We start from the raw sequence: 24,041 nt of genomic DNA, 5'->3' as shown, positions 1-24,041 counted from the left end.
GGCGCGGGGCGTCTCCCGGCCTTGCCGTGTTCCAGTCTCAGTCATGGTCCTCGCCTCCCGGCCCGAGCGACCGGCCACGGCCCTCCCGAATCCGGTGCTCATGCCTTCCACCATGCGTCCCGATCGGCCGCTCGTCATGGGGCCGACCGTCCCGGAAGGGGACCATTCGGCACTGCCCTCGGGCCGGCTCCGCGCAGCAGGGTGAGATCTACCGGGGCCGCCTCGTCCCGTGAAGGAGGACCGTCATGCAGCACCGTACGGTTTTCGAGGTGATGACCCACAACGTGGTCACCGCCGCCCCCCAGACCCCGTTCAAGCAGATCGCCCGGCTCTTCGCCGAACACGACGTCTCCGCGGTCCCGGTCGTCGACCCCGACCGACGCCTGCTCGGCGTGGTCTCGGAGGCCGACCTGCTGCGGGCCACCACCGAGCTCCCCGACCTGGAGGGCCGTGCGACGGGCGTCCGACTCCTGTCCCAGGAGCGAGGGCTGCCCGATGCGGAGACGGCCGTCCAGCTGATGACCTCGCCGGCCATCACCGCACAGCCGAACTGGAATCTCGTCGAGACGGCCCGGACGATGCACCGCAAGGGAGTGAAGCGGCTTCCCGTCGTGGACGAGACCGGGCGGCTCGTCGGAATCATCAGCCGCAGCGACCTGCTGCGGCCCTTCCTGCGCAGCGACACCGCGATCCGTGACGAGATCGAGCACGACGTCCTGGCGGATACCCTGCGCCTCGCTCCCGACACGATCCGCGTGACCGTCGACGACGGAGTCGTCAGGCTCACGGGTCGAGTCGACGAACGCGCCGACGTCCGCGTGATCGTGCGGCTCTGCCGCTCGGTCGACGGAGTGGTCGCCCTGCACGAATCGATCGAGTACGCCTACGACAATCTCGCGCTCGACGTGGAGCCACCGCGATGAACGCTCTGTGGGTGGCGCCGGTCATGCCCGACTACGAAAGCGCCCGGGCCACGTTCTCCTGGCGACGTGAGCGGTCCCGGCTCGCCGGGCTTCCGGACGGCGGCATCAACATCGGATACGAGGCGGTCGACCGGCACCTGCGTGAGGGGCACGGCGATCGCGTCGCGTTGCGCTGCGTCGGCCGCGACGGCTCCGTGGCGGCGATGACCTTCGCCCGGCTCGCGGCCGGGAGCTCCCGCTTCGCGCACGTGCTGGAGACGCTCGGCCTGGAACGCGGCGAGCGGGTGTTCACCCTGCTCGGCCGCCGCTTCGAGCTGTACAGCACCGTCCTCGGAACGCTGCGTGCCGGGCGAGTCCTGTGCCCCCTGTTCACCGCCTTCGGTCCCGAACCCGTCGCACTGCGCATGGAGCTGGGCAACGCCCGGGCGCTGGTCACGACCCGGGAGCTGTACGAGCGCAAGGTGGCCCCGGTACGGCCCCGGCTTCCGCACCTGCGGCACGTCCTGCTCCTCGACCCCGGAGCCGACCCGCCCCCGGGCACCCTCTCGTTCCCCGCGCTCACGGACGCCGCGCCGGACGAGTACACGGTGCAACCGACCGATCCGGCGGAGCCGGCGCTGCTGCACTTCACCAGCGGCACGACAGGCACCCCCAAAGGCGCGGTACACGTGCACGAGGCGGTCCTCGCCCATCACGTGACCGCCGCCTACGCCCTGGACCTGCACGAAGGCGACGTCTTCTGGTGCACCGCCGACCCCGGCTGGGTCACCGGCATGTCGTACGGCATCATCGCCCCGCTCACCCACGGCGTGACGACCGTCGTCGACGAAGGAGACTTCGCCCCCGCCCGCTGGTACGGGATCCTCGCCGACCAGCACGTCACCGTCTGGTACACGGCTCCCACCGCGCTCCGCATGCTCATGCGGGCCGCACCGCGCGACGGCAGCGCGCCGACCGCGCGTCACGACCTCTCGTCGCTCCGGTTCGTCGCGAGCGTCGGCGAGCCCCTCAATCCCGAGGCCGTGCACTGGGGGCGGGAAGCACTCGGGCTTCCGGTCCACGACACCTGGTGGCAGACCGAGACCGGTGCCATCATGATCGCCAATTTCGCGGCCGATCCGGTGCGGCCGGGGTCGATGGGCCGACCGCTTCCGGGTGTCGAGGCAGCCGTTCTGGCGTGCGGCGAGGACGGACGGGCGGCGGTCACCAGCGGGCACGTCCAGATCCTTCAGGAGCCGGGCGCTCAGGGCGAGCTCGCCCTCCGGTCCGGCTGGCCGTCGATGTTCCGCGGCTACCTCCACGAACCGCAGCGTTACGAGGCGTGCTTCGCTGACGGGTGGTACCTGACCGGCGACCTGGTCAGCCGCGACGCCGACGGCTGGTACTGGTTCGTGGGCCGCGCCGACGACGTCATCAAGTCCGCGGGGCACCTCATCGGGCCGTTCGAGGTGGAGAGCGCCCTCATGGAGCATCCGGCCGTCGCCGAGGCCGGTGTCATCGGCCGCCCTGACGAGCTGGCGGGCACGATCGTCAAGGCGTTCGTGCTGCCGCGCCCCGAGTATCCGCCCGACCCCCAACTGCGGCGGGACGTCCTGGCGTTCGCCCGTCGGCGCCTCGGGCCGGCTGTCGCCCCTCGCGAGATCGAGTTCGTCGAGGACCTGCCCCACACCCGTAGCGGAAAGGTAATGCGCCGCCTGCTGCGGGCCCGCGAACTGGGCCTGCCCGAGGGCGATGTGTCGACGCTGGAGGCACCCGAACCGGCCGGAACGGCCAGGCCCTCGGGGAAGGAGCCGTGATGGCCACCGCACATGGCGGCACGTCCGCCAGGACATCGCAGAAGAAGCGGCCCCGTCGCGCTCGGGGACCCGCGACGCCCGCCCTCTCCCCTGCGGCGGCCCACGACCTGGACCTGCTGCGGCAGATGCTGCTCATCCGGCGCTTCGAGGAGCGGTGTGTCGAGCTGTACAGCGCGGCGGCGATCCGCGGCTTCGTCCACCTCTACATCGGTGAGGAGGCGGTCGCCGTCGGTGTCCACCAGGCGCTCTCCGAGCAGGATGCGGTCGTCTCCACGTACCGCGAACACGGCCACGCGCTTGCCCGTGGGGTACCGCCCGAGGCCGTGATGGCGGAGATGTACGGGAAGACCACCGGCTGCAGCCACGGCCGCGGCGGCTCCATGCACCTCTTCGACGCCGCGCGCCGCTTCTACGGCGGCAACGCGATCGTCGCCGGCGGCCTGCCGCTCGCCGCCGGCCTCGCCCTCGCCGACCGGATGCGCGGCGATTCCCGGGTGACCTGCTGCTTCTTCGGCGACGGGGCCTTCGCCGAGGGCGAGTTCCACGAGACCGCCAACCTCGCCGCCCTGTGGGGACTGCCCGTGCTCTTCGTCTGCGAGAACAACCTGTACGCGATGGGGACGGCCCTCGCCCGCGAACACGCCCAGACGGACCTGGCGATGAGGGCGGCGTCGTACGGCATGGCGGCCTGGGCCGTCGACGGCATGGACGTACATGCCGTCGAGAAGGCGGCGCGCGGAGCGGTCGAGTCGATTCGGGCCGGCAACGGACCGCACTTCCTGGAGATGCGGACGTATCGGTTCCGCGCGCACTCCATGTACGACCCGGACCGGTACCGGCCGAAGGGCGAGGTCGAGGAGTGGAGGAAGCACGACCCCGTCACGGGACTCGCCGAAGGCATGCGCAAGGCCGGCCTCCTCGACCCGGACGCCCAAGAGGCCCTGGACCACGAGGTCATGGAGGCGATCGACCGAGCTGTCCGCGCGGCCGAACATGCTCCCGAGGAGCCGGCCGAAGACCTGCTGCTCCATGTCACGGGCCGACACGAGGAGGTTCCGTCATGAGCACGCGTACGCGACCGCGGGCGCATCCCGAAGACGGCACCACCACCTTCAGGGAGGCCCTCCGGGAGGGCCTGCGCGAGGCGTTGGCATCGGACGACCGGGTCTTCCTGATGGGCGAGGACGTGGGCCGCTACGGCGGATGCTTCGGCGTGAGCCTCGGCCTCCTGGAGGAGTTCGGCCCCGATCGAGTCCGCGACACCCCCCTCTCGGAGTCCGCGTTCGTCGGAGCAGGGATCGGCGCCGCACTGGCAGGGATGAGGCCGGTCGTGGAGATCATGACGGTCAACTTCAGCCTGCTGGCACTCGACCAGATCCTCAACAACGCCGCCACCCTGCGGCACATGTCCGGCGGGCAGCTCGGCGTGCCGCTGGTGATCCGCATGACGACCGGCGCGGGACGGCAACTGGCCGCTCAGCACTCCCACAGCCTCGAGGGCTGGTACGCCCACATCCCCGGCCTCCGTGTCCTGGCGCCGGCCACGATCGACGACGCCCGCCATCTGCTGTCCGCCGCACTGGCCGACCCGGATCCGGTGCTGCTCTTCGAACACGGCAGCCTCTACAACGCGGCCGGCACGCTCGACCCGGCCGTCCACGAGGTCGACCTCGACCGAGCGGCCGTCCGCCGCGCGGGCGACGACGTCACCGTCGTCGCGTACGGCGGTTGCGTGCCCAAGGCCCTCGAAGCCGCGGAAGAACTGGCGGGCGCGGGGATCAGCGCGGAAGTCGTCGACCTGCGGTCGCTGCGGCCGCTGGACGACGCCACGATCGTCGGCTCGGTCCGGCGGACCCACCGGGCCGTCGTGGTCGACGAGGGCTGGCGCAGCGGCAGTCTGTCCGCCGAGGTCGAGTCGCGCATCTGCGAGCAGGCGTTCTTCGAACTCGACGCACCCGTGGAACGGGTCTGCAGCGCGGAGGTCCCCATCCCCTACGCCCGCCGGCTGGAGCAGGCGGCGCTCCCCCAGCCGGCAGGAATCGTGGCGGCGGCCCGCCGGGCGGTGAGCTGAGATGGCCGAGTTCACGATGCCCGCGCTCGGCGCCGACATGGACGAGGGCATGCTTTCCGAGTGGCTGGTGCACCCGGGTGACCGCGTGACGCGCGGCGACGTCGTCGCGGTGGTCGAGACCGCCAAGTCCGCGATCGAGGTGGAGTGCTTCCACAGCGGTACGGTCGAGGCCCTCCTCGTGGACGAGGGCACCACCGTGCCGGTGGGCGCCCCGCTGGCACGCATCGGCACGACCTCCGAAAGCCCGTCGGCCGAAAACAGTCCGGCTGAGAGCCGACCGCCCGAAAGTCCACCTGCCGAAAGCCCGCCGCCATCGACGCCCCTGGTCCGCCGACTCGCCCAGGACCGGCACGTCGACCTCTCCGTCGTCCATGGTTCGGGCCCGGGAGGCAGGATCACCCGCGCGGACGTGGAGCACGCGGAACCCGCACCGGCACCGGCACCAGAGCGCGACAAGACCGCCCCCACGGCACGGCCGGTGAAGCCGGTGCGCGACGACGACTCGGCCAAGGAGCGTCCCGCCCCGCTACGTGTGAAGTCTTCTCCGCTCGCACGACGGCTGGCCACCGAGCTCGGCGTCGACCTCGCCGATGTGACCGGCACGGGTCGGGATGGCACCGTCCGCGCGGATGACGTCCGTTCCGCCGCGGCCGCCGAGGGCGCGCAGCGGCCGGCCGCGGCGGACATGGCGCGGGCGGCCACGGCCCGGCTCATGAGCCGATCCAAGCGGGAGATCCCGCACTTCTACCTCGCCACTACCGTGGACATGGCAGCGGCCCTGGAATGGATGCACGCCCGCAACCGCGAACTGCCGCTCTCCGCACGGCTGGTGCCCGCAGCACTCACGTTCAAGGCCGTCGCGCTGGCGGCACGGAAAGTGCCCGAGCTCAACGGGCACTGGGGTGACGACGGCTTCGTCCCCTCAGAAGAGGTCCGGCTGGGCGTCGCGGTCTCCCTGCGGGGCGGCGGCCTCGTCGCACCCGCCCTCGCCCACGCCGACACACTCTCCGTGACCGAGGTGATGGCCGCGCTCAAGGACCTGGTGGCACGGGCACGGGGCGGCCGACTCCGGGCGTCCGAGACCGTCGACCCCAGCCTCACCGTCACCAACCTCGGCGACCAGGGCGTCGAGGCCGTGTTCGGCGTCGTCTACCCGCCGCAAGTCGCACTCGTCGGCCTCGGCAGGATCGTCGAGCGGCCCGTGGCCGTGAACGGCCTGCTGGGAGTACGTCCCGTGCTGACGGCGACGCTGTCCGCCGATCACCGAGCCGCCGACGGCGCCACCGGCGCGCGTCTCCTGACCGCCCTGGACCGGCTCCTGCAACACCCGGAGGAACTGTGAACCACGACCAGGCGAAGGCGTTCGTTCGGCAGGCCGTGCAGCGCGTCGTCCCCGGCGCCGACTTCACAGGGCTCGATCCCGGCGTGTCCCTGCGGGACACCTTCGAGATGGATTCGCTGGACTTCCTCGAGTTCGTGGAAGCGCTCGCCGAACTCAGTGGGAGGGAACTCACCGAGGACGACTACCCAGCCCTCGTCACCTGGGACGGCTGCGCCGCTCGCCTGGTGGCCGGAGCGGGTGAGTCCGAGCAGGAAAGGAGCGGGTGATGCGACACCGCAGGATCGACAAGCTGATGACCCGTGAGGTGGTGAGCATCCGCGGCGACGCGCCGTTCAAGGAGATCGTGCGGGTGCTGTCGCAGCACCGAGTCACCGCGCTGCCGGTGGTGGACGGAGAGAACCGGGTGATCGGAGTCGTGTCGGAGGGCGATCTCATGAGGAAGACGGCCGACCAGGCCACCACCCCGGGAGACATGCCGGGCGTGCCGGGTCTCGAGGCGTGGGAGCGGGCGAAGGCCGAGGGAACGCGCGCGGAGGACCTGATGTCCGCACCCGCTGTGTGCGCCCGCCCCGACTGGACCGTGGCGGAGGCGGCCCGGCTCATGGAGGTCCAAGGGATCAAGCGGCTCGTCGTCGTCGACGACGATGACCGCCTGGCGGGCATCGTGAGCCGCCGCGACCTCCTGAGCATCTTCCTCCGCCAGGACGACGACATCCGCCGGGAGATCGTCGAGGACGTGCTCGGTGCCACTCTGCGTCTCGACCCGACCTCGCTCACGGTCGACGTGCGTGACGGGCGGGTCGGCCTCACCGGGAAGCTCCGCTTCCGCGGCATGATCCCGGCCGTCGAGCGCATGTGCGCGACGGTCGACGGAGTGGTCTCGGTCTCCTCGACCCGTCTCACCTACGACATCGACGACACCGCACGAGGAGGTGGACGATCATGACGCACAGCATCGTGGTCGGCGGGACGGCAAGGATCAGGCGAACGCCGCCGCGCAGGGGGCGGCGGAGGAGGCGGTGCTGCGCGACACCGGAGCGCACCTGGTCCATGTGAAGGAAACGTCGCCGGATGTCCTACTGCCGTTCGAGGCGCGAGAGCCCGACGGTTCGGCAATCGGCCACAGTCAGTCACCGGTCGCTCTCGTCCCCCACGGCTGACCTCAGGGCCGAAGGGTCGTGGGATGAAGCGGGCCGCAGCCGTACCGCCGTGACCTTGTACTCCGGACACGAGGTCACGGTGTCGGCGTGCCCCGAGGTGAGGGAGTTGACCCCGCTGGCCGGGAAATGGAAGGCGCAGAAGACCTGCCCCGGAGCGAGTTCCGTCCCGACACGGGCGACAAGTCGCGCCTGTCCGTGGCGGCTCTCGACGGTGACGGGGATGCCGTCCCGCAGTCCGTAGCGTGCGGCGTCCTCGGGATGCAGGTCCAGGCGGTCCTGCGCGTCGAGGAGGAGGTTGCCGCCGCGCCGGGTCATGCTTCCGGAGTTGTAGTGGACCCAGCGGCGCCCCGTGACGAGCACCAGCGGATAGTCCTGGTCCGGCTCCTCGCCAGGCGGCAGGTAGGGGGCCGCCGACAGGTGCGCGCGCCCATCGGGAGTAGCGAACTCCGTGCTGTACAAGGTGCGTTCGCCCGGCTGGTCCGGTGCGGGGCAGGGCCAGGGCACGGCCCCCTCCCGGTCGATCCGCTCGTGCGAGAGACCGGCGAAGAGAGGCGTCACACGTCCGCACTCGGCGAGAGCCGCCGCCGGGGTGGGGCACCCCAGGTCGGCACCGAGGGCCTCGGCGACGGCGTGCACGACCTGGAAGTCGGAGCGCGCTGTTCCAGGCGGGTTCACCGCCTGCCGTACGCGCTGGAAGCGGCGGTCGAAGTTGACGAAGGTCCCGTCCTTCTCCAGCCACGAGGCCACGGGCAGGACGACATCGGCGTGTCGGGCGGTCTCCGAGAGAAAGAGCTCGTTGACGACGACGAGCGGGCAGGCGTCGAGGGCCTCCGCGACCCGCCGGCTGTCGGGATCGGTCGCGCACACGTCCTCACCGATCACCCACAGCGCCCGCAGCCTGCCGTCCCGGGCCGCCGCGAACATCTCGGGGATGCGCATCCCCGGCCGCTCGGGGACCCGTCGCCCCCACACCGCCTCTGCGCGAGCACGGGCCTCCGGGTCGGTGACACGGCCGTAGCCCGGCAGCAGATCGGGCAGGGCGCCCATGTCGGAGGCGCCTTGGACGTTGTTCTGACCGCGCAGGGGGCTGATGCCGAACCCGCGGCCGGTGCCTCCCACGGCGCCGCGCAGGATGGGCAGGTTCGCCAGGGTCCGGACGCCGTCGGTGCCGTGCAGGTGCTCGGTGACCCCGAGCCCGTACACGACGGCCGGCCGCTCCGCGCGACCGTAGAGCCGGGCGGCCTTCCTGATGTCGTCGGCGGGGACTCCGGTGGTCTCTGCGACCCGCTCGGGCGGGTAGTCGGCCAGCAGGTCGGTGAGTTCGTCCAGTCCGGTGGCGCGTTCGCGGAGGAAGCCCCCGTCGGTCATGTTCTCGTCGACGAGGACGTGGGCGAGGCCGTGGAAGAGGGCGACGTTCGTACCGGGGCGCGGACGCAGGTGTACGTCGGCATGGCGGGCGAGACCCACGTCACGGGGGTCGGCCACGATCAGGGGGGCACCTGAGAGCGCCCGCTGCAGGAGGCGGGCGCCGACGACGGGGTGGGCTTCGACGGGGTTGGCACCGACGACCAGGAGGCAGTCGGCGGTCTCGACGTCGTCGAAGGCATCGGTGCCGCCGGCGCGTCCGAAAGACGCGGTGAGTCCTGCGGCGGAAGGGGCGTGGCAGAGGCGGGAGCAGTTGTCGACGTTGTTGGTGCCGATGACGGTCCGCAGGAACTTCTGGACGAGGTAGTTCTCCTCGTTGGTGGCACGGGCGGAGGAGATCGCGGCGACCGCGTCGGGCCCGCCGTCACGGACGGCCGCGCGCAGGCCGTCGGCGATCCGGTCCACGGCCTCCGCCCAGCTCGCGGGCCGCAGGACCCCGTTCTCACGGAGCAGGGGCTCGGTGAGGCGCTCGGCGGAGCCGAGGTATCCGTACGCGAAACGGCCCTTGACGCAGGCGTGGCCCCGGTTGACGGGGCCGTCCCGGGCGGGAAGCACGGCGGCGACCCGGTCCTCGCGGACGACGACGTCGAGGGTGCAGCCGACTCCGCAGTAGCCGCAGGTGGTGCGCACGCGGTCTGCCGGTGTCTGCCGGGAGGTGAGGCCCTGGCCGGGTCCGGGCTGGGTGATCGCCCCCGTGGGGCAGGTGTCGACGCAGCCGCCGCAGGACACGCAGTCGGATTCGGCCCAGGCGCCGCCGGTTCCCGGGGCGACGACCGTGTCGGCGCCGCGCCCGGTCAGGGTGAGCGCGAACGTGCCCTGGACGTCGGAGCACATCCGTACGCAGCGGCCGCACGCGATGCACAGGTCGCGGTCGAGGTGGACGTACGGGTGGCTCTCGTCCCGCCCGCGCGTGGAGCCGTCGGCGGCCGTTTCCGCCGTGATCCCCAAGGCCCGGCACGTCTCGGCCAGTTCGCTGTGCGCGCTGTCGGCGAGTGCGTGCGGCGGGAGCGCCGAGGCGATCAGGGCGACCGCGTCCCGGCGCAGGTTCCGCAGACCCTCGTCGGCGGTGTCGACGGTGAGGTCCGCAGTCGCGGGTGTGACGCAGGCGGCGACGGTCCGGCCGTCGGCGCGGACCAGGCAGGTCCGGCAGGAGCCGGCGGGCCGGAGGCGGTCGTCGTGGCAGAGGGTGGGCACGTCGGCTCCGGCTGCATGTACCGCGTCGAGCAGTGAGGCCCCGGCGGGCAGTTCGACCGGAACGCCGTCGACCTGGAGCCGGGTCATCGGTCCCATCCTTCCAGGGCCGGCCCGTAGGCGCGGGCGAGGCTGCGGACGGCGGCGGGGACACGGCGGCCGAAGGCGCAGAGGCTCGCCTCGCCCATCAGCCGTGCCAGTCGCTCGTAGGTCTCCCCCGGACCGCCCCGGTCCCGCGCGAGTCCGAGCCCTCGCCGGGTGCCGACCCGGCAGGGCGAGCAGGCTCCGCAGCTCTCGTCGGCGGCGAACTCCCAGATGTGGCTCATGAGTTCGCGCGGATCGGTGTCGGCGTCGAAGGCGACCATGCCGCCGTGGCCGAGGGCGGCGCCGTGCTCGGCGAGCGCCGCCGTGGTGAGCGGGACGTCGAGGGCGGTCCCGGCGAGGAAGCCGCCGAGGGGTCCGCCGATCTGGAGGACGACGAGCTCGCGCCCGTCCTTGAGACCACCGCCGAACCGGGTGACGACCTCGCCCATGGGAGTGCCGAGTTCGACCTCGTACGCCCCGGGCCGGGCGAAGCGTTCAGACAGGCAGACCAGTTTGGTGCCGGTCTCGTCCGGCACGCCGCGTCGGGCGTAGGACGTTCCGCCGTGGGCGACGATCCAGGGCACGGCTGCCAGGGTCTCCACGTTGTTGACCACGGTCGGCCTGTCCCACAGGCCGTGGTCCGTGGGGTAGGGCGGCCGGGGGCGCGCACAGCCGCGGGCGCCTTCGAGGCGGGCGATGAGGGCGGTCTCCTCGCCGGAGACGTAGGAACCCGCTCCTTCGACGACCTCGACGAACGGCCGCGGACCGGCCGCCCCGGCCGAAGGAGCCAGGTCGCCCGCCTCCGTCGCGCGTTCCACCGCCCGGCGCAGCCGGGCCATGGCCCTCGGGTACTCGGAGCGCACCAGGACGGTCCCGCGCCCGGCGCCGCAGGCGAAGCAGGCCAGGGCGAGTCCCGCGAGGACGCGCTCGGGGTCCTCCTCCATGAGCAGCCGGTCGGCGTACGAGCCCGGGTCGCCCTCGTCCCCGTTGGCGACGACGACCGCTCCCGGCTTCCCCGCCGCCGCGGCCCACTTGTCGGCCACCGGGAAACCGGCGCCGCCCCGCCCACGGAGTCCGGAGGCGGCGGTCTCCCGCCGTACGTCGTCGGGCCGCAGTCCGGCCACCGCCCGGCGCCACACGTCCCAGGCGTCCTGCCCTCCCACGATCCCGGCGAGCAGGACGGGCGCCCCGGTGGTGTCGGCCGCGGGGATGCCCGGCGTGCGCGGTTCCGTCCGCCCGCGGAGCTGGTCGGCCAGGTCCGGGCCCGTACGGGGCAGGGTGCCGTCGAGGGCGGCGGGGCCCGCGTAGCAGTAGCCGAGACAGTGCACGGTCTGCAGCGAGGTCGAACCCGCCTCGTCGACCGTGCCCGCCACCACGCCGAGAGCGCGTTCCACCTCCGCCAGATGCTCCCCGCCCCGCGCGGCGAAGCACGCCGTGGCCGTGCACACCCGCACATGCCGCTCGCCGCGCGGGGCGGCGAGATCGGCGAAGAAGGTGGCGGGGCCGAGTCCCGCGGCGGCCGGGAGTCCGGCTGCCGCCGCGACCTGGGGCGCCCACTCCTCGGGTTCTTCGGCGGTGCCCGCCCTGACACGCTCCAGCGCGGCCGGCAACAGCCCTCCGCGCCCTCCGTGCCGAGCGGTCAGCTCACGGAGCGCGTCGGGGCGTCGGCCCGGCTCCCCGGGCATCCGACCGGCCATGGTCCCAGGGTGAGCGGCCGCGCCCGCGCCCGCATCCCGACCGGTCACGGTCCCGCGCTGCGCAAGGCGGTCAGGCGCCGGCGGTACTCCTCCTCGTCGATCTCACCGCGCGCCAGTCGTTCGCCCAGGATCTGCTCGGCCGACGCCGCCGGGCCGGAATCCCGAGGCCGTTCCGCGGCGCGGTCCAGTGAGCGGAAGAGCATCACCGCGACGGTGATGAGCAGCCCCCAGAACAGCACCATCCCGGCCGACATGGCGAACCAGCCCCATCCGTTCATGCCGTTGCCGTACCAGAACATCATCGCCACTCACACTCCCGACGGCGGACGGGCAGGAGCCGGACACTCCTGCCCGCGTCCTGTCCGTCACTCCCACCGTGCCCTGCTCGGGGCGCCCCGCACAGGGCCGACCGGCCCATGCCGCAGGGCCGCACGGTCACGGAAGGGAACGAGTGGCCCCTGGGACCGAGATCCTGGCGGCCGGAGTGTGGGAAGCGGCAGGGCACACGCTGCCCACGCGGATCACTGCCGGGAGGTCACGATGGTCCGGAACACGGGAAGCCGACCGGTTGCGGACGCGCCGCGACCGTGGCAGATGCTTGTCCTCGCCACCACCGGGTTCGCGCTCTGCTTCTGGGCCTGGGCCCTGCTGGCCCCGCTCGGCCCGCGGCTCCGGGACGACCTCGCCCTCAGTTCCTTCGAGCAGTCGCTGGTGGTCGCCGTGCCCGTGGTGGTCGGCGCGCTCGGCCGGATCCCGGCCGGAGCGCTGACAGACCGCTGGGGTGCACGCCGGGTCTTCCCCCTCGTCGCGGCCCTGACGATCCTGCCCGTGCTGTATCTGGGCCACCTGGCCGACTCGCTGGCCGAGGTGCTCGTAGGCGGCTTCCTCCTCGGGCTCGGGGGTACGGCCTTCGCCGTCGGCGTACCGTTCGTCAACGCCTGGTACCCACCCGCACGGCGGGGTGTCGCCCTCGGAATCTTCGGCATCGGCACTGGTGGTACGGCCCTGTCGGCGTTCACCACCGTCCAGCTCGCCGACGCCGTCGGGCGCGCCTTCCCCTTCGATCTCGTGGCCGGCTGCCTCGCCGTGTACGCCGCGGTGGCCCGGTTCCTGCTCCGCGACCGTCCGGGACGCGCGACGGCGACGGGCTCGATGGTGTCGCGCACGGCGCTGGCCATGCGGACGCCGGCCACCTGGCAGCTGGCGTTCCTGTACGCCGTGTCCTTCGGAGGGTTCGTCGCGTTCAGCGTCTACCTCCCGACCTACCTCACCCGGGCCTACGAGCTCGGCCGCTCCGACGCGGCACTGCGGACGGCGGGATTCGTCGTCCTCGCCGTGGCGATGCGGCCGGTGGGCGGCTGGCTCTCGGACCGTACTCACCCCGTCCCCGTACTGACTGTTTCGTACGGTGTCGTTTCGGCGTGCGCCTTGGTCGCGGCGTTCGAGGCGGGCCTGGTCCCGGTGGGAACGGCGGCCTTCTTCGGCATGGCCGCCGGCCTGGGAGCCGGGTCCGGGGCCGTCTTCGCGCTCGTCGCACGTCTGGTTCCGGCCGAGCGGGTCGGCTCGGTGACGGGAGTTGTCGGGGCGGCGGGCGGTCTCGGAGGCTTCTTCCCACCCCTCGTGATGGGAGCGGTCGACAGCATCGCCCACGACTACACGTGGGGGTTCGTCCTCCTCGCTGTCACCGCGACGGCCGCGGGCACCCTGGCCGCCACCGCTGTCCGCAGACGCGCCCGAGCGACCGCTGACGCCTGATCGCAGCGGCGAAGTCACGGCGATTGGGCCCTTCGGCCCCTTGTCGGGCCTGGGTGGCCGTAGCGCAGCGCTTCCTCCGGAGGTTGGGATGGAGACCATGAACACCGACCGGGCACTCCTCGTCGCCACCGGGGTACGCAAGATCTACCGGACGGGCTCCGTCGCGGTCACCGCCCTGCTCGACCTGGACCTCCTCGTACGCCGCGGCGAGATGGTCGGGGTCATGGGTCCGTCCGGTTCCGGAAAGACCACGCTGCTGAACTGTCTCTCGGGACTCGACGACATCGACGGCGGTCGGGTGGAGGTCGACGGTCACGACCTGTTCGCCATGTCGGACGCCGCGCGCACGGAGCACCGGGCCCACACCATGGGCTTCGTCTTCCAGGCGTTCAACCTCATCCCCGTCTTCTCCGCCGTGGAGAACGTCGAACTGCCCCTGCTGCTCGTGGGCACCCGGCCGCGCGAGGCGCGCCGCAGAGCCCTGGAGATGCTCGACCGGGTGGGCCTCGGCCACCGGGTCGAGCACCGGCCGAGCGAGATGTCCGGCGGTGAACAGCAGCGGGTGACCATCGCCCGCGCCCTCGCCGGACGTCCGGCCATCGTCTGGGCGGACGAACCGACGGGCAACCTGGACAGCGCGATGGCAGACCAGGTCATGGACCTGCTGTGCGAGCTCAACCAGGACGAGGGCCAGACGATCGTCCTGGTCACGCACGACAGCGCCATCGGCGCGCGTGTCCCCCGGCTGATCCGGATGCGCGACGGGCAACTGGTCGACGACGTCCGCCAGGCCGTCACCGCTCCGGCCGCGATCCGTGACTTCCCCATGGGCTGACCATGTACCCGAACCTCCTCGTCCCATTGCTCAGCGCCCTCGCGCTCGCCCTCGCGGCCCTGGTGCTGGTGGCCGTACGGCAGCCGGTGTCACGACGGCTGGCCTTCCGGCAGGTCGCCCGCCGGCGCACCGAGGCAGCGCTGGTGATCGGCGGATCGATGCTCGGCACGGCCATCGTCATCGGCGCCCTGGTCGTCGGTGACACCTTGAACTTCTCCGTACGCCAGGAGGCGTACCGCACTCTGGGGCCGGTGGACGAGCGCGTCGTCGCACCCCCTGGACCGACCGGGCGCGTCGTCACGGAACGCCTGGCCGGCCTGGTCGGCGATCCCGATGTCGACGGTGTTCTGAATGCCGGGGCCGCGCAGGCATCCGCCGTCAGCGGTGCCGGCGGCCGCAAGGTCGCCGAGCCGCGCGTCCTGGCCTGGCAGATGGACTTCGACAAGGCATCGCGGTTCGGCGCGCCAGGTGGCGACTCCGGTCTCGACGGACCGAACCCGAAGCCCGGTCAGGTCGTGGTCAACGAGCCGCTGGCCCGGTCCCTGAGTGTGGGAGCCGGTGACCCGATCACGGTGTACCTGTTCGGCGCACCCCAGACGTACCGGGTCGAGCGTGTGGTCCCGGAGCAGGGCCTCGCCGGTGTGGGCCTCGGCGGCAGGCTGAACCGCGACATCTTCCTCCCGCCGCAGGCTCTGGACGCCGCCGCCCGGGCCTCGGGCACGGAGCCGCGCTCGGTCACCTTCGTGTCCAACCGGGGCGGCGTCGAGAGCGGCGAAGCCCTGACCGAACACGTGACCACCGACATCCGGCAGGCTCTGGGCCCGCTCGCCGGCCAGACGGCGATCGACACTCCGAAGCACACCGTGTTGCGGGACGCCAAGCAGGCCGGGGACTCCCTCGGAGCCCTGTTCCTCATGATCGGCAGTTTCAGCATCATCGCGGGCGCCCTGCTGCTAGTGAACATCTTCGTGATGCTCGGCGAGGAGCGGAAGTCCCAGATGGGCATGGTGCGGGCCGTGGGGATGAAGCGCTCGCGGCTGGTCGGGTCCTTCACCCTCGAAGGGGCGACGTACGCGTTGCTGTCCGCGCTGCCGGGCGTGGCCATCGGGGTCGCGGTCGGCTGGGGTGTCGCCGTGGTGGCGGCGCAGATCTTCCAGGGCTGGTCGGTCGGCGGCAGCAGCATCCGCATTGCCTTCGCCATCACACCCACCAGCGTCCTCAACGGACTGGCCATGGGCCTGCTCATCGCCTTCGCCGCGATCCTCACGACCAGCATGCGCATCAGCAGGTTCAACATCATCGCCGCCATCCGCGACCTCCCCGCCACGCCCGGACAGGGTCCACGCCGCCGTCTGCTCGCGGTCTCCACCACCCTGGCCGTCCTGTGCGGGTTCACGGCCGTCCCGGCCGTGGCACGCAGCCAGCCCGACGCGACGTACCTCTTGCCGGCGCTCGCCCTCGCCTTCGCCGCGCCGGCGCTGCTGCGCGTCCTTCCCCGTCACACGGTCACCACCCTGGTCGCCGGGACCGTGCTGGCCTGGACGCTCCTGGCGCCCGTCATACGTCCCCGGATCTTCGACACGCCGTCGATGTCCGTGTACGTCATCCAGGGCGCCCTGGCCGCCTTCTCCGCCGTGGTGCTCGTCAGCGACAACCAGAAGACCCTGCTCCGCCCCGTACGGCGGCTCCTCCGGCGGCCGACGGAGGGTGGCCTCGCGGCGCGGCTCGCGGTCGCGTACCCCTTGGCCAAGCGCTTCAGGACCGGCGCGACGCTGGTGATGTACACGCTGATCGTGTTCGTCCTGGTGCTCCTGACGGAGATCTCGGGCATTCTCCGTGCCGGCGTCGACGGCGTCGTCGCCGATGCCACCGCCGGATACTCCCTTCGGCTGGACTACAACCCCGAGGTCGCGGGCGATCGGCTCGTCTCCGATCTGCGCGGCGGCCCGTCGGCCGCCGGGATCTCCGCCGTGACACCGTTGCTCAACGCCACGGGACGGGCCACCGATCCGGGTGGTCGCAGCCCTCAGCCCCTGGACACCGCTGTCGTCGGCGTACCCGACGGGGCGATCACCGGCATCACGTTCCGCGAGCGGCTGCCCGGCCTGGCCGACGACCCCGCTGTATGGCGGGCCCTGGCTTCCGACCCCCGCTACGTCGTGCTCGACGGCTTCTTCGGCAGCACCGGCGGCCCGGCCGGCGACTACTACGACCCCGGGGACACCCTCACGCTGACGGATCCCCGGACGGGCCGCAGCGAACAGAAGGTCATCGCCGGCGTGCTCAGCAACGGCATGGTCTTCTACCCGGGCACCGGCGCGAGTTCGACCACCTACCCCGTGGTGATGAGCGTGCGGGCCACGCACGAACTCTTCGGCAACCAGGCACAGAACGCCTCCGCACTGGTGAGAACCAGCCCTGGCACCGCACCCGACGCGTTGGCGACCCGCCTGCAGGGCGAGCAGCTGTCGTCCAGCCTGGTCGCCACGCCCATCGAGTCGGACATCCGCCGCCAGTTCGACTCCAGCACCGCCTTCTTCCGCCTCATGCAGGGCTTCCTCGTCCTCGGCCTCGGCGTGGGCATCACCGGCCTCGGTGTCGTCATGGTCCGAGCCGTACGCGAACGCCGCCGCACCATCGGAATCCTCCGGGCCCTCGGCTTCCGGGCGCGGACCGTCCAGCGGTCCTTCCTGGGGGAGAGTGCCTTCGTCGCGGTGGAGGGAATCGTGCTCGGATCGCTGCTGGGCGTGCTGACGACCTGGCTGATGTACCGGAACAGCGCCGCATTCGAGGGCCTCGAAGGAGGGTTCCCCGTCGAATGGGCCAGCGTCGGCGGCCTGGCGGCAGCCACCTTCGTCGCGTCGCTCCTGGCCACGATCGGACCAGCACGGCGCGCGGCCGCCATCCGCCCGGCCCTCGCGGTCCGCGTCACCGAATGACGGGCAACCCGGGACAGCTCATCTGGCCAACCCACTGGTGAGGCGCCGCCGTCACGAAATCCACTTCCCAGCGCACCGCCGCCTCGTCACGCGACGAGCTCCCGGGCGATGTCGTCCGCCCAGGCGTCGATCGCCGCCCAATCCCTGTGGTCCCCGTAACGGCAGCCAAGCAGCCGGAACAACAAGGCACCCTTCCGGTCGAGGTGCTCGCGCCGGATCACGCCCGAGAAGCGCCTATGGTCCCGAGGACGGACGACCTCGACGAGAGCAGAGATACGCGGCTGCACCTTGCGTTCGGCAAGTCGGCGCAACGGCCCGGGCAAAGCCGCGGCCATTCCGACGCTGAACATCCACGTCGGCTGATCGCCCATGCGATCAGCATTGCTCCTGACGAAGCCTTCCGCCGCCGGCAGCCAAGCGCCGTCATGGACCGCGCTGCCCAGCACAAGCGCTTCGCCCGGCGAAGGCCCCTGCCTATCGGAGGGCGCGGGCAGCGCCTGGATCTCCACATGGTGTCCGTTCAGGCGCAATCGCTCACCAATCCGGTCGGCGATCTCCTCCGTGGAGTGATGCTCGGACGCATAGAGCACCCGAACGGAGGCCACTGCAGCTCACCGCTCCGCGCCGGGAGCCCGGTACCGGACTTGCCCGGCTCTGCCCAGGGCGTCCAGTGTCTCATCGACGGTCAGGAGAACGGTCGTCTCGAACGAGCTGAGCGCGCCGCCCCCACTGATCGCCGGCCCGACCGCAGCCATGGAAACGTTGTCCGGTGCCTCCCACAGGTTGTAGCCGTCATGCGTGCCGAAGGCGTACCAGAAGCCGTGGAGCTTCCCACCGACAGACTCGATGTACGACCGAGCGGCTTCTGCGCGGTCCTCGGGGTGCCCGATCAACCTCGCCCAGGTCTCCGGCGTGTAGCTGAACCTGGATAGATAAAGCGGCATCGGGTCTCTCCTTCGTTTCCCCCACCGATGCCCGCGCTGGGGTGGAGAGACGTCGGATGTGGCCCGCGGATCCCCCGAACAGCCGGGCACGATGACCGGCACAGCCCACCCGAGGCACGCCCTAGGCTTCGCCACCGGAGGTGCCGTCGCCGTCACGCCGCGCCGGCAGCCTCAGAGTGAAGCGGGTGTGGCCGGGTCGACTGGTGACCGTCGCCCGGCCGTCGTGGGCGCGGGTCACGGCGTCCACGATGGCGAGTCCAAGCCCGGTCGAGCCGGTCGCACGGGAGCGCGAGGAGTCGCCCCGGGTGAACCGGTGGAAGACGCCGGGCAGCAGCTCGGCGGGGATGCCGGGACCGTCGTCCGTGACGGTGAGGGTCACCCCCTCCGCGTCGGCGGTGAGGCCGACGACGACTCGGGTACCGGCCGGTGTGTGGCCACCGGCGTTCGCAAGGAGGTTGCCGAGGACCTGGTGGAGGCGGTCGGCGTCGCCAGTGACATGGACGGGCTCCTCGGGAAGGTCCAGCTCCCACAGGTGTCCGGGGTGCCGGGCCCTCGCGTCCGCCACGGTATCGAGAACCACTCGGGTCAGGTCCACGACGTCCCGGCGCAGGGTGCGTCCCGCGTCGAGCCGGGCCAGCAGCAGCAGTTCGTCCACCAGGAGGCTCATGCGGCGGGACTCTGCATCGATGCGTTCGAACGCGTGCCGGGCCTCGTCGGGCAGGGTGTCCCCGTGATGGCGCAGGGCAAGTTCGGCGCGGGCCCGCACCGTGGCGACGGGAGTGCGCAGCTCGTGTCCGGCGTCGGCGGCGAAGGTGCGCAGCCGTTCCTCGACGACGTGGCGGCGGTCCAGGGCGTCGCCGACATGGCCGAGCATCCGGTTGAACGCACCGGTGAGCCGGCCCGCCTCGGAGTCCGGCCGGGTACCGGGCAGCGGTGGGGGCATGGCGACCTGCCCCGCGGCGAGCGGAAGTCGGGTCACCTCGTCGGCGGTCGCGGCCAGGCGTTCGAGGGGGCGCAGGGAGAACCGGGTCCAGGCCGCGGTGATCACCCCGGCCGCGGTGAGGACGATCGCGAACACGACCGTCTCCACGGCCGCGAGCCGCTCCACCGTCTCCTCGACGGGGTGCAGGGGCAGTCCCGACAGCAGGACGTCGCCGTCGTCGCCGCTCCAGGCGGCGACACGGTACGTCCCGAGGGACGCGAGGCGCAGGGTGCGGGGCCGGGCGTCCGCGGGCACGGCGGCGAGCGCCCGCGCGTCGTCGGCGGTCAATGGCACCGTGACATCGCTGGTGCCGCGTACCACAGCGGCCTGTGCGATCCGGCCCCGCAGCAGCCGGGCCCCGAGAGTCCCGTCGGCCTGCCCCCGGGTGTCACCCCAGCCGTCGGCGTCGGGCCGGTCCTCGTGTTCGAGGCTGACGGCGAACCGACCGCCGCTCGCCACGATCTGCTGGTCGAGACGGTTGACCAGGAAGCTGCGCAGGGCGAGTACGGTGACCAGGCCGACGATGCCGCAGGCGAGGGCGAGAAGCACGACGAGCCCGGTGGTCAGCCGGGCTCGAAGGGAGTGCGGCAGGGTGGGGCGTACGCGCCATCCACGGGCGCGTGACGGGCGCTGCGGGATCATCGGCGCTCGGGGCGCAGCACGTAGCCGACGCCGCGCACGGTGTGGATGAGCGGCGGCCGGCCGGCGTCGATCTTCTTGCGGAGATAACTGATGTAGAGCTCGACGACATGGGCGCGGCCGCCGAAGTCGTACCGCCAGACGTGGTCCAGGATCTGCCGCTTGGACAGCACGCGGTGCGGATTGCGCAGGAGGTAGCGCAGCAGCTCGAACTCGGTGCGGGAGAGGTCGACGGGGACGCCGCCGCGGGCGACCTCGTAGCCCTCCTCGTCCATGACGAGGTCGGCGAGGACCAGCCGAGGTCCACCGCCCTGTGCGGCCTCCGCGAGCCCGGCCCGGCGCAGCAGTCCCCGGAGCCGGGCCAGTACCTCCTCGAGGCTGAACGGCTTGGTGACGTAGTCGTCGGCGCCGGCCGTGATCCCGGCGATCCGGTCCTCGACGGCGTCGCGCGCGGTGAGAAAGAGGACGCACAAGGTGGGACGGGCGGCGCGCAGTCGGGCCAGCACGTGCGGGCCGTCGTGGTCCGGCAGCATCCAGTCCAGGACCACCGCGTCCGGGCCGAAGTCCTCGGCGGCCGCGGTCGCCTCGGCGGCCGTTCCCGCGGTGCGCACCTCCCAGCCTTCGGCGCGCAGGGCTGCGGCCAGCACCTCGGTGAGATCCTGCTCGTCGTCGACGACCAGCACCCTGGGCCGGGTGCCGTCGGGGCGGCGCACCTCGGTACGCGGCGATGGGTTCATGGTCCTTCCAGGATGCCGGACGGCGCGGGGCCGGAGGCCCACCCTCACCTCTGAGTTTCCTCTGAACAGATTCTCACCGTCCGCCCGTGCCCCGTCGGGTCCGGCGCTGGTCCGGGGCCGGCGGACCGCTCCGTACGGGGTCCGGTTCAGAGGCTTCTCACAGGATCACGGACCACAGTGGGCGAGGCCCTGGCGCCCTGCCGGGCCACGGGATCGAAGGCGAGGGAGCGATGAGCACGGAAGTCGCAGGGACGGTGCGGCCGGGAGGCCGGCGTCGCGCCGGCCGGGCCGCCCCCGGGTCCGCGACCGTCGCGGTGATTGCGGTCCAGGCGGCGATCTGGGCCGGTGCCACGGCGGTGCTCGCCCTGTGGTGGGTGGACACCGCCTCGGTGGTGGGGCCTGCGGGCTGGTTCACCGGCGCGGGCCGGATCACCGGCCTGCTCGCGGGATACGCCTGCGCGGTGCTGGTCGTCCTCATGGCACGGGTGCCGGTCCTGGACCGCACGCTGGGCACCGACCGGATGACGCGCTGGCACGCGGCGGCGGGCCGCTACACCATCGGGCTGACGCTGGCCCACGCGGTGCTGATCGTCGAGGGCTACGCGCTCACCGGCCGGACGGATCCGGTCACCGAGGGAGTCCGGGTGGTCCTGCACTACCCGGACATGCTCAAGACGACGGCCGCGTTGCTGCTCCTGCTGCTCACCGCGGTGGTCTCGGCGCGTGCCGCACGCCGCCGGTTGAGCCACGAGACCTGGTACTACCTGCACCTCCTCACGTACGCGGCGGTCTTCCTCGCCTTCGGGCACCAGATCACGAACGGTGCGGACTTCGACCGGCCGGCCGTGCGAGCCGCCTGGTACGTGCTGTACACGGGGGCCGCCGCGCTGATCGTCTGGTTCCGGATGCTCACGCCGGTGCGGCTTTCGCGGCGACACGGACTGCGGGTCGCGGGCATCCGGCGGGAAGCCCCCGACGTGGTGTCGGTGCTGGTCACCGGCGATCGCATGGATGAACTCACCGTCCGGCCCGGGCAGTTCTTCCGCTGGCGGTTCCTGGCACCGGGGCTGTGGTGGACCGCGTCGCCGTACTCGGTGTCCGCCGTCCCCGACGGACGCGGCCTGCGCATCACCGTGAAGGCACTGGGCGGCCACAGCGCGGCGCTCGCCACTGTCCGTCCCGGCACCCGGGTGTGGGCCGAGGGCCCGTACGGCGCCCTCACCCCGGACCGCGCGGCGGGACGGCCCGCGCTGCTGCTCGCGGCCGGGGTGGGCATCACCCCGCTGCGGGTGCTGTTCGAGACGCTGCCGAGGGACCCGGTGCTGATCCACTGGGCACGACGGCCCGAGGATCTGGTGCTCCGCCACGAGATCGACGCGATCGCGGCCCACCGAGGCGCGCGCGCCCACTACTCCGTGAGCCACCCGACGGGCTACCGCCTGCCGCTGGACGCCGCCACGCTGCGCGGCCTCGTCCCGGACGTGGCGGGGCGCGCCTGCTTCCTGTGCGGGCCGCCCAGCTGGTCCGCGGCGGCGGAGGCGGCGCTGCGCGAGGCGGGGGTGCCCGCCCACCGGATCCACCACGAATCGTTCACGTGGTGAACCTGCCGGGGTCGACCCGAAACGCACCCCTCCCACCGGCCCTGAGGAGGCCCCCATGCGCCGTCTTCTGCTCTCCACCGCGGTCACCGTGGCCGGAGTGTGCTCGCTGCTCGCCCTGAAACCGCACCAGCCGGCCGGCGCCTCGGCGGTCGCCGTTCCGACACAGCCCGGTTCCGTCGGCACGACACCGGGCACCCCGGCGTCCGGCACGTACACCGGGGACGTCGTCGACACCCGGTACGGACCGGTGCAGGTACGCGTCACGATCGCCGACGGACGGCTCACCGACGTCACCGCGGTCCGGACGCCGTCGGAGAACGAACGCGACCGGGAGATCGCCGGCTACGCAGTGCCGACGCTCACCGGCGAAGCCCTGACCGCGCAGAGCGCCCACATCGACACGGTGTCGGGTGCCACGTACACGAGCGAGGGCTATATCCAATCGCTGCAGAGCGCGCTGGACCGAGCCCATGGATGACCGGACCGCGCCCGGGACGGCCCCTTGGCGGCACGCCGAACCGGTGATGGGCACCGTGGTCTCCTTCGCCCTGCGCCACCGGCCGACGCCGGAGCTGCGGACCGCGCTGGGCAAGGCCGTGGCACTGCTGCACGAGGTCGACCGGGAGTTCTCCCCGTTCCGGCCGGACAGTGCCGTGAGCCGACTGCGACGGGGCGAGTCGGGCCGGGCGGACACCGCTCCCGCCGTACGGCGCGTGCTGGAGCTGTGCGACCTCGCGCACAGCCGTACCCGGGGCGCCTTCGACGCCTGGGCGGACGGCCGGCCCGATCCGTGCGGTCTGGTGAAGGGCTGGGCCGCCGAGCGGGCCTGGCGGATGCTGCGGGAGGCGGGCGCCACCGACGCGTGTGTGAACGCGGGTGGTGACGTGCGGGTCGGCGGCGCCCCGGGCCCCGCGGGCGCCTGGCGCATCGGGATCGCCGACCCCCGGGTTCCGGGGCGGCTGCTGGCGGTGGTGGCGGGGCGAGACCTCGCGGTCGCCACCTCGGGCACGACCGAACGCGGCGCGCACATCATCGACCCGCGCACCCGGACCCCGGCCACAGGGCTGCTGGGGGCGACCGTGACGGGCCCGGAACTGCTGTGGGCCGACGTCTACGCGACGGCGGCGATGGTCCTGGGGGCTCGTGAGGCCCATCGGTGGATCACCGCTCTGCCGGGGTACGCCCTCCTCACCGTCGCTGCGGACGGTGAAGTGCGGGCGTCCTCGGACTTCCCCTTCGCCCTACCCGGGTAGGCCGTTCTCTTGCGCCGACGACCCGGCACCCGCGCTCTGGGCATGCCGCCGCTGCCGGTGCTGGGGTCAAAAGGTGGCCTGCTCGCTGGAACGACGGGCGCATGAACTGGGGAAGGTCGGACCGGCCCGGATCCGGTCCGGCGACACGGACGACGTCCACCGACAGGCGGCCACCCGCACGGCCGAGCGGAACTGACGCCAAGAGCGTCACCACGAGACCGAACCGAAGGACTTCCAAACGGCCCCTCAACGCCTCTCGTCCGCCCCCGGACGGATGCGTCAGGACATCATGCTGTCCTCGGCCCACGCTGCGCCGAGCGTCAGCAGCACGACGACCGGGTCGACCGCATGCCGAGGGCGGTCACCTTCCGAACCGTGAGGCGAGGACCACGCCCTACGACCGCACCATCAAGGTCACCGAAACCTTCGACGAGACAGTGGAGGGCCGTCCGCCGCGCCCTCGTCGACCAGGGCTTCGGCATCCACTCGGAGCGTGCAACCCCCGTGCAGGGCGCGGCCATTTCTGGCCGCCGCTGCCGGCGTGCGCCAGACTTCGGGTGCTTCGCAGCGGCGGCCACACTCTAGAGACACGTGGCGGCGTGGTCACGGAGGCCTGATCGTTCGCGCGCGAAGGCCACCAGGGCATCATCCTCAACGTTGGACCGAG

At 72.4% G+C, this 24,041-nt stretch carries 21 protein-coding genes; 14 read left to right on the top strand and 7 right to left on the bottom strand.

Annotation, left to right across the window (positions count from 1 at the left end):
• Nucleotides 1-245: 245 nt before the first annotated feature.
• From JAO84_RS31710 to JAO84_RS31675, 8 genes are read left to right on the top strand one after another with little or no spacing between them, the layout of a single operon-like run.
• On the top strand, nucleotides 246-923 hold the full coding sequence (locus tag JAO84_RS31710; RefSeq protein WP_370415910.1) for a CBS domain-containing protein: 678 nt from the start codon (nucleotides 246-248) through the stop codon (nucleotides 921-923).
• Complete coding sequence (gene acsA / locus JAO84_RS31705) at nucleotides 920-2,719, top strand: acetate--CoA ligase (protein ID WP_370415909.1); 1,800 nt, start codon at nucleotides 920-922, stop codon at nucleotides 2,717-2,719. Before JAO84_RS31710 ends, acsA begins: the two co-directional genes overlap by 4 nt.
• Nucleotides 2,719-3,783 (top strand): pyruvate dehydrogenase (acetyl-transferring) E1 component subunit alpha, encoded by a 1,065-nt coding sequence (pdhA, locus tag JAO84_RS31700; RefSeq protein ID WP_370415908.1) that lies wholly within the window; start codon nucleotides 2,719-2,721, stop codon nucleotides 3,781-3,783. The genes acsA and pdhA overlap by 1 nt, the downstream gene beginning before the upstream one ends.
• The gene (locus JAO84_RS31695) at nucleotides 3,780-4,790 is read left to right on the top strand and encodes an alpha-ketoacid dehydrogenase subunit beta (protein ID WP_370415907.1); all 1,011 of its coding nucleotides are present in this window, start codon (nucleotides 3,780-3,782) and stop codon (nucleotides 4,788-4,790) included. Before pdhA ends, JAO84_RS31695 begins: the two co-directional genes overlap by 4 nt.
• A gap of 1 nt (nucleotide 4,791) precedes the next feature.
• The gene (locus tag JAO84_RS31690; protein ID WP_370415906.1) at nucleotides 4,792-6,132 is read left to right on the top strand and encodes a 2-oxo acid dehydrogenase subunit E2; all 1,341 of its coding nucleotides are present in this window, start codon (nucleotides 4,792-4,794) and stop codon (nucleotides 6,130-6,132) included.
• Nucleotides 6,129-6,398, top strand: a complete 270-nt coding sequence (locus JAO84_RS31685; RefSeq protein ID WP_370415905.1) for a phosphopantetheine-binding protein — start codon at nucleotides 6,129-6,131, stop codon at nucleotides 6,396-6,398. Before JAO84_RS31690 ends, JAO84_RS31685 begins: the two co-directional genes overlap by 4 nt.
• On the top strand, nucleotides 6,398-7,078 hold the full coding sequence (locus JAO84_RS31680) for a CBS domain-containing protein (protein WP_370415904.1): 681 nt from the start codon (nucleotides 6,398-6,400) through the stop codon (nucleotides 7,076-7,078). The genes JAO84_RS31685 and JAO84_RS31680 overlap by 1 nt, the downstream gene beginning before the upstream one ends.
• A complete protein-coding gene (locus JAO84_RS31675) occupies nucleotides 7,065-7,292 on the top strand; it encodes a hypothetical protein (protein ID WP_370415903.1) in 228 nt (75 codons plus the stop codon). The genes JAO84_RS31680 and JAO84_RS31675 overlap by 14 nt, the downstream gene beginning before the upstream one ends.
• Here the strand turns inward: JAO84_RS31675 and fdhF are convergent.
• Genes fdhF through JAO84_RS31660 form a run of 3 tightly spaced genes read right to left on the bottom strand, consistent with a single transcriptional unit; the run spans nucleotide 7,263 to nucleotide 11,991 of the window.
• Nucleotides 7,263-9,998, bottom strand: coding sequence for a formate dehydrogenase subunit alpha (fdhF, locus tag JAO84_RS31670; RefSeq protein ID WP_370415902.1), 2,736 nt, complete (start codon nucleotides 9,996-9,998; stop codon nucleotides 7,263-7,265). The genes JAO84_RS31675 and fdhF overlap by 30 nt on opposite strands.
• On the bottom strand, nucleotides 9,995-11,689 hold the full coding sequence (locus JAO84_RS31665; protein ID WP_370415901.1) for an NAD(P)H-dependent oxidoreductase subunit E: 1,695 nt from the start codon (nucleotides 11,687-11,689) through the stop codon (nucleotides 9,995-9,997). Before JAO84_RS31665 ends, fdhF begins: the two co-directional genes overlap by 4 nt.
• A 44-nt stretch (nucleotides 11,690-11,733) precedes the next feature.
• A complete protein-coding gene (locus tag JAO84_RS31660) occupies nucleotides 11,734-11,991 on the bottom strand; it encodes an SHOCT domain-containing protein (protein ID WP_370416923.1) in 258 nt (85 codons plus the stop codon).
• A 292-nt stretch (nucleotides 11,992-12,283) separates the two neighbouring features.
• Here JAO84_RS31660 and JAO84_RS31655 point away from each other — a divergent pair, with 292 nt between their 5' ends.
• From JAO84_RS31655 to JAO84_RS31645, 3 genes are all read left to right on the top strand, one after another.
• Nucleotides 12,284-13,444, top strand: a complete 1,161-nt coding sequence (locus JAO84_RS31655; RefSeq protein WP_370415900.1) for a nitrate/nitrite transporter — start codon at nucleotides 12,284-12,286, stop codon at nucleotides 13,442-13,444.
• 88 nt (nucleotides 13,445-13,532) lie between these two features.
• On the top strand, nucleotides 13,533-14,279 hold the full coding sequence (locus JAO84_RS31650; RefSeq protein ID WP_370415899.1) for an ABC transporter ATP-binding protein: 747 nt from the start codon (nucleotides 13,533-13,535) through the stop codon (nucleotides 14,277-14,279).
• 2 nt (nucleotides 14,280-14,281) lie between these two features.
• Complete coding sequence (locus JAO84_RS31645; RefSeq protein WP_370415898.1) at nucleotides 14,282-17,218, top strand: ABC transporter permease; 2,937 nt, start codon at nucleotides 14,282-14,284, stop codon at nucleotides 17,216-17,218.
• Nucleotides 17,219-17,304: 86 nt separating this feature from the next.
• On the opposite strand, the gene JAO84_RS31640 is transcribed toward JAO84_RS31645, so the two are convergent.
• The 4 genes from JAO84_RS31640 to JAO84_RS31625 all read right to left on the bottom strand — a co-directional run bounded on the left by JAO84_RS31640 (nucleotide 17,305) and on the right by JAO84_RS31625 (nucleotide 20,520).
• Nucleotides 17,305-17,823, bottom strand: a complete 519-nt coding sequence (locus JAO84_RS31640; protein WP_132916188.1) for a flavodoxin domain-containing protein — start codon at nucleotides 17,821-17,823, stop codon at nucleotides 17,305-17,307.
• A 6-nt stretch (nucleotides 17,824-17,829) separates the two neighbouring features.
• On the bottom strand, nucleotides 17,830-18,162 hold the full coding sequence (locus tag JAO84_RS31635; RefSeq protein ID WP_370415897.1) for a GYD domain-containing protein: 333 nt from the start codon (nucleotides 18,160-18,162) through the stop codon (nucleotides 17,830-17,832).
• Nucleotides 18,163-18,283: 121 nt separating this feature from the next.
• Nucleotides 18,284-19,786 (bottom strand): sensor histidine kinase, encoded by a 1,503-nt coding sequence (locus tag JAO84_RS31630; protein WP_370415896.1) that lies wholly within the window; start codon nucleotides 19,784-19,786, stop codon nucleotides 18,284-18,286.
• Nucleotides 19,783-20,520, bottom strand: a complete 738-nt coding sequence (locus JAO84_RS31625) for a response regulator transcription factor (RefSeq protein ID WP_370415895.1) — start codon at nucleotides 20,518-20,520, stop codon at nucleotides 19,783-19,785. Before JAO84_RS31625 ends, JAO84_RS31630 begins: the two co-directional genes overlap by 4 nt.
• Before the next feature lie 230 nt (nucleotides 20,521-20,750).
• Here JAO84_RS31625 and JAO84_RS31620 point away from each other — a divergent pair, with 230 nt between their 5' ends.
• From JAO84_RS31620 to JAO84_RS31610, 3 genes are read left to right on the top strand one after another with little or no spacing between them, the layout of a single operon-like run.
• Nucleotides 20,751-22,121, top strand: coding sequence for a ferric reductase-like transmembrane domain-containing protein (locus JAO84_RS31620; protein WP_370415894.1), 1,371 nt, complete (start codon nucleotides 20,751-20,753; stop codon nucleotides 22,119-22,121).
• A gap of 55 nt (nucleotides 22,122-22,176) precedes the next feature.
• Entirely contained in the window at nucleotides 22,177-22,599 is a 423-nt protein-coding gene (locus JAO84_RS31615) for an FMN-binding protein (RefSeq protein ID WP_370415893.1), read from the top strand.
• Nucleotides 22,592-23,374: an FAD:protein FMN transferase gene (locus JAO84_RS31610; protein WP_370415892.1), complete on the top strand. Its 783-nt coding sequence runs from the start codon at nucleotides 22,592-22,594 to the stop codon at nucleotides 23,372-23,374. The genes JAO84_RS31615 and JAO84_RS31610 overlap by 8 nt, the downstream gene beginning before the upstream one ends.
• Nucleotides 23,375-24,041 lie beyond the last annotated feature (667 nt).

It is taken from the genome of Streptomyces fradiae (genome assembly GCF_041270065.1).
In the GTDB taxonomy this organism is placed as follows: Bacteria; Actinomycetota; Actinomycetes; order Streptomycetales; family Streptomycetaceae; genus Streptomyces.
This window is presented reverse-complemented; position numbering and strand designations above follow the sequence as displayed.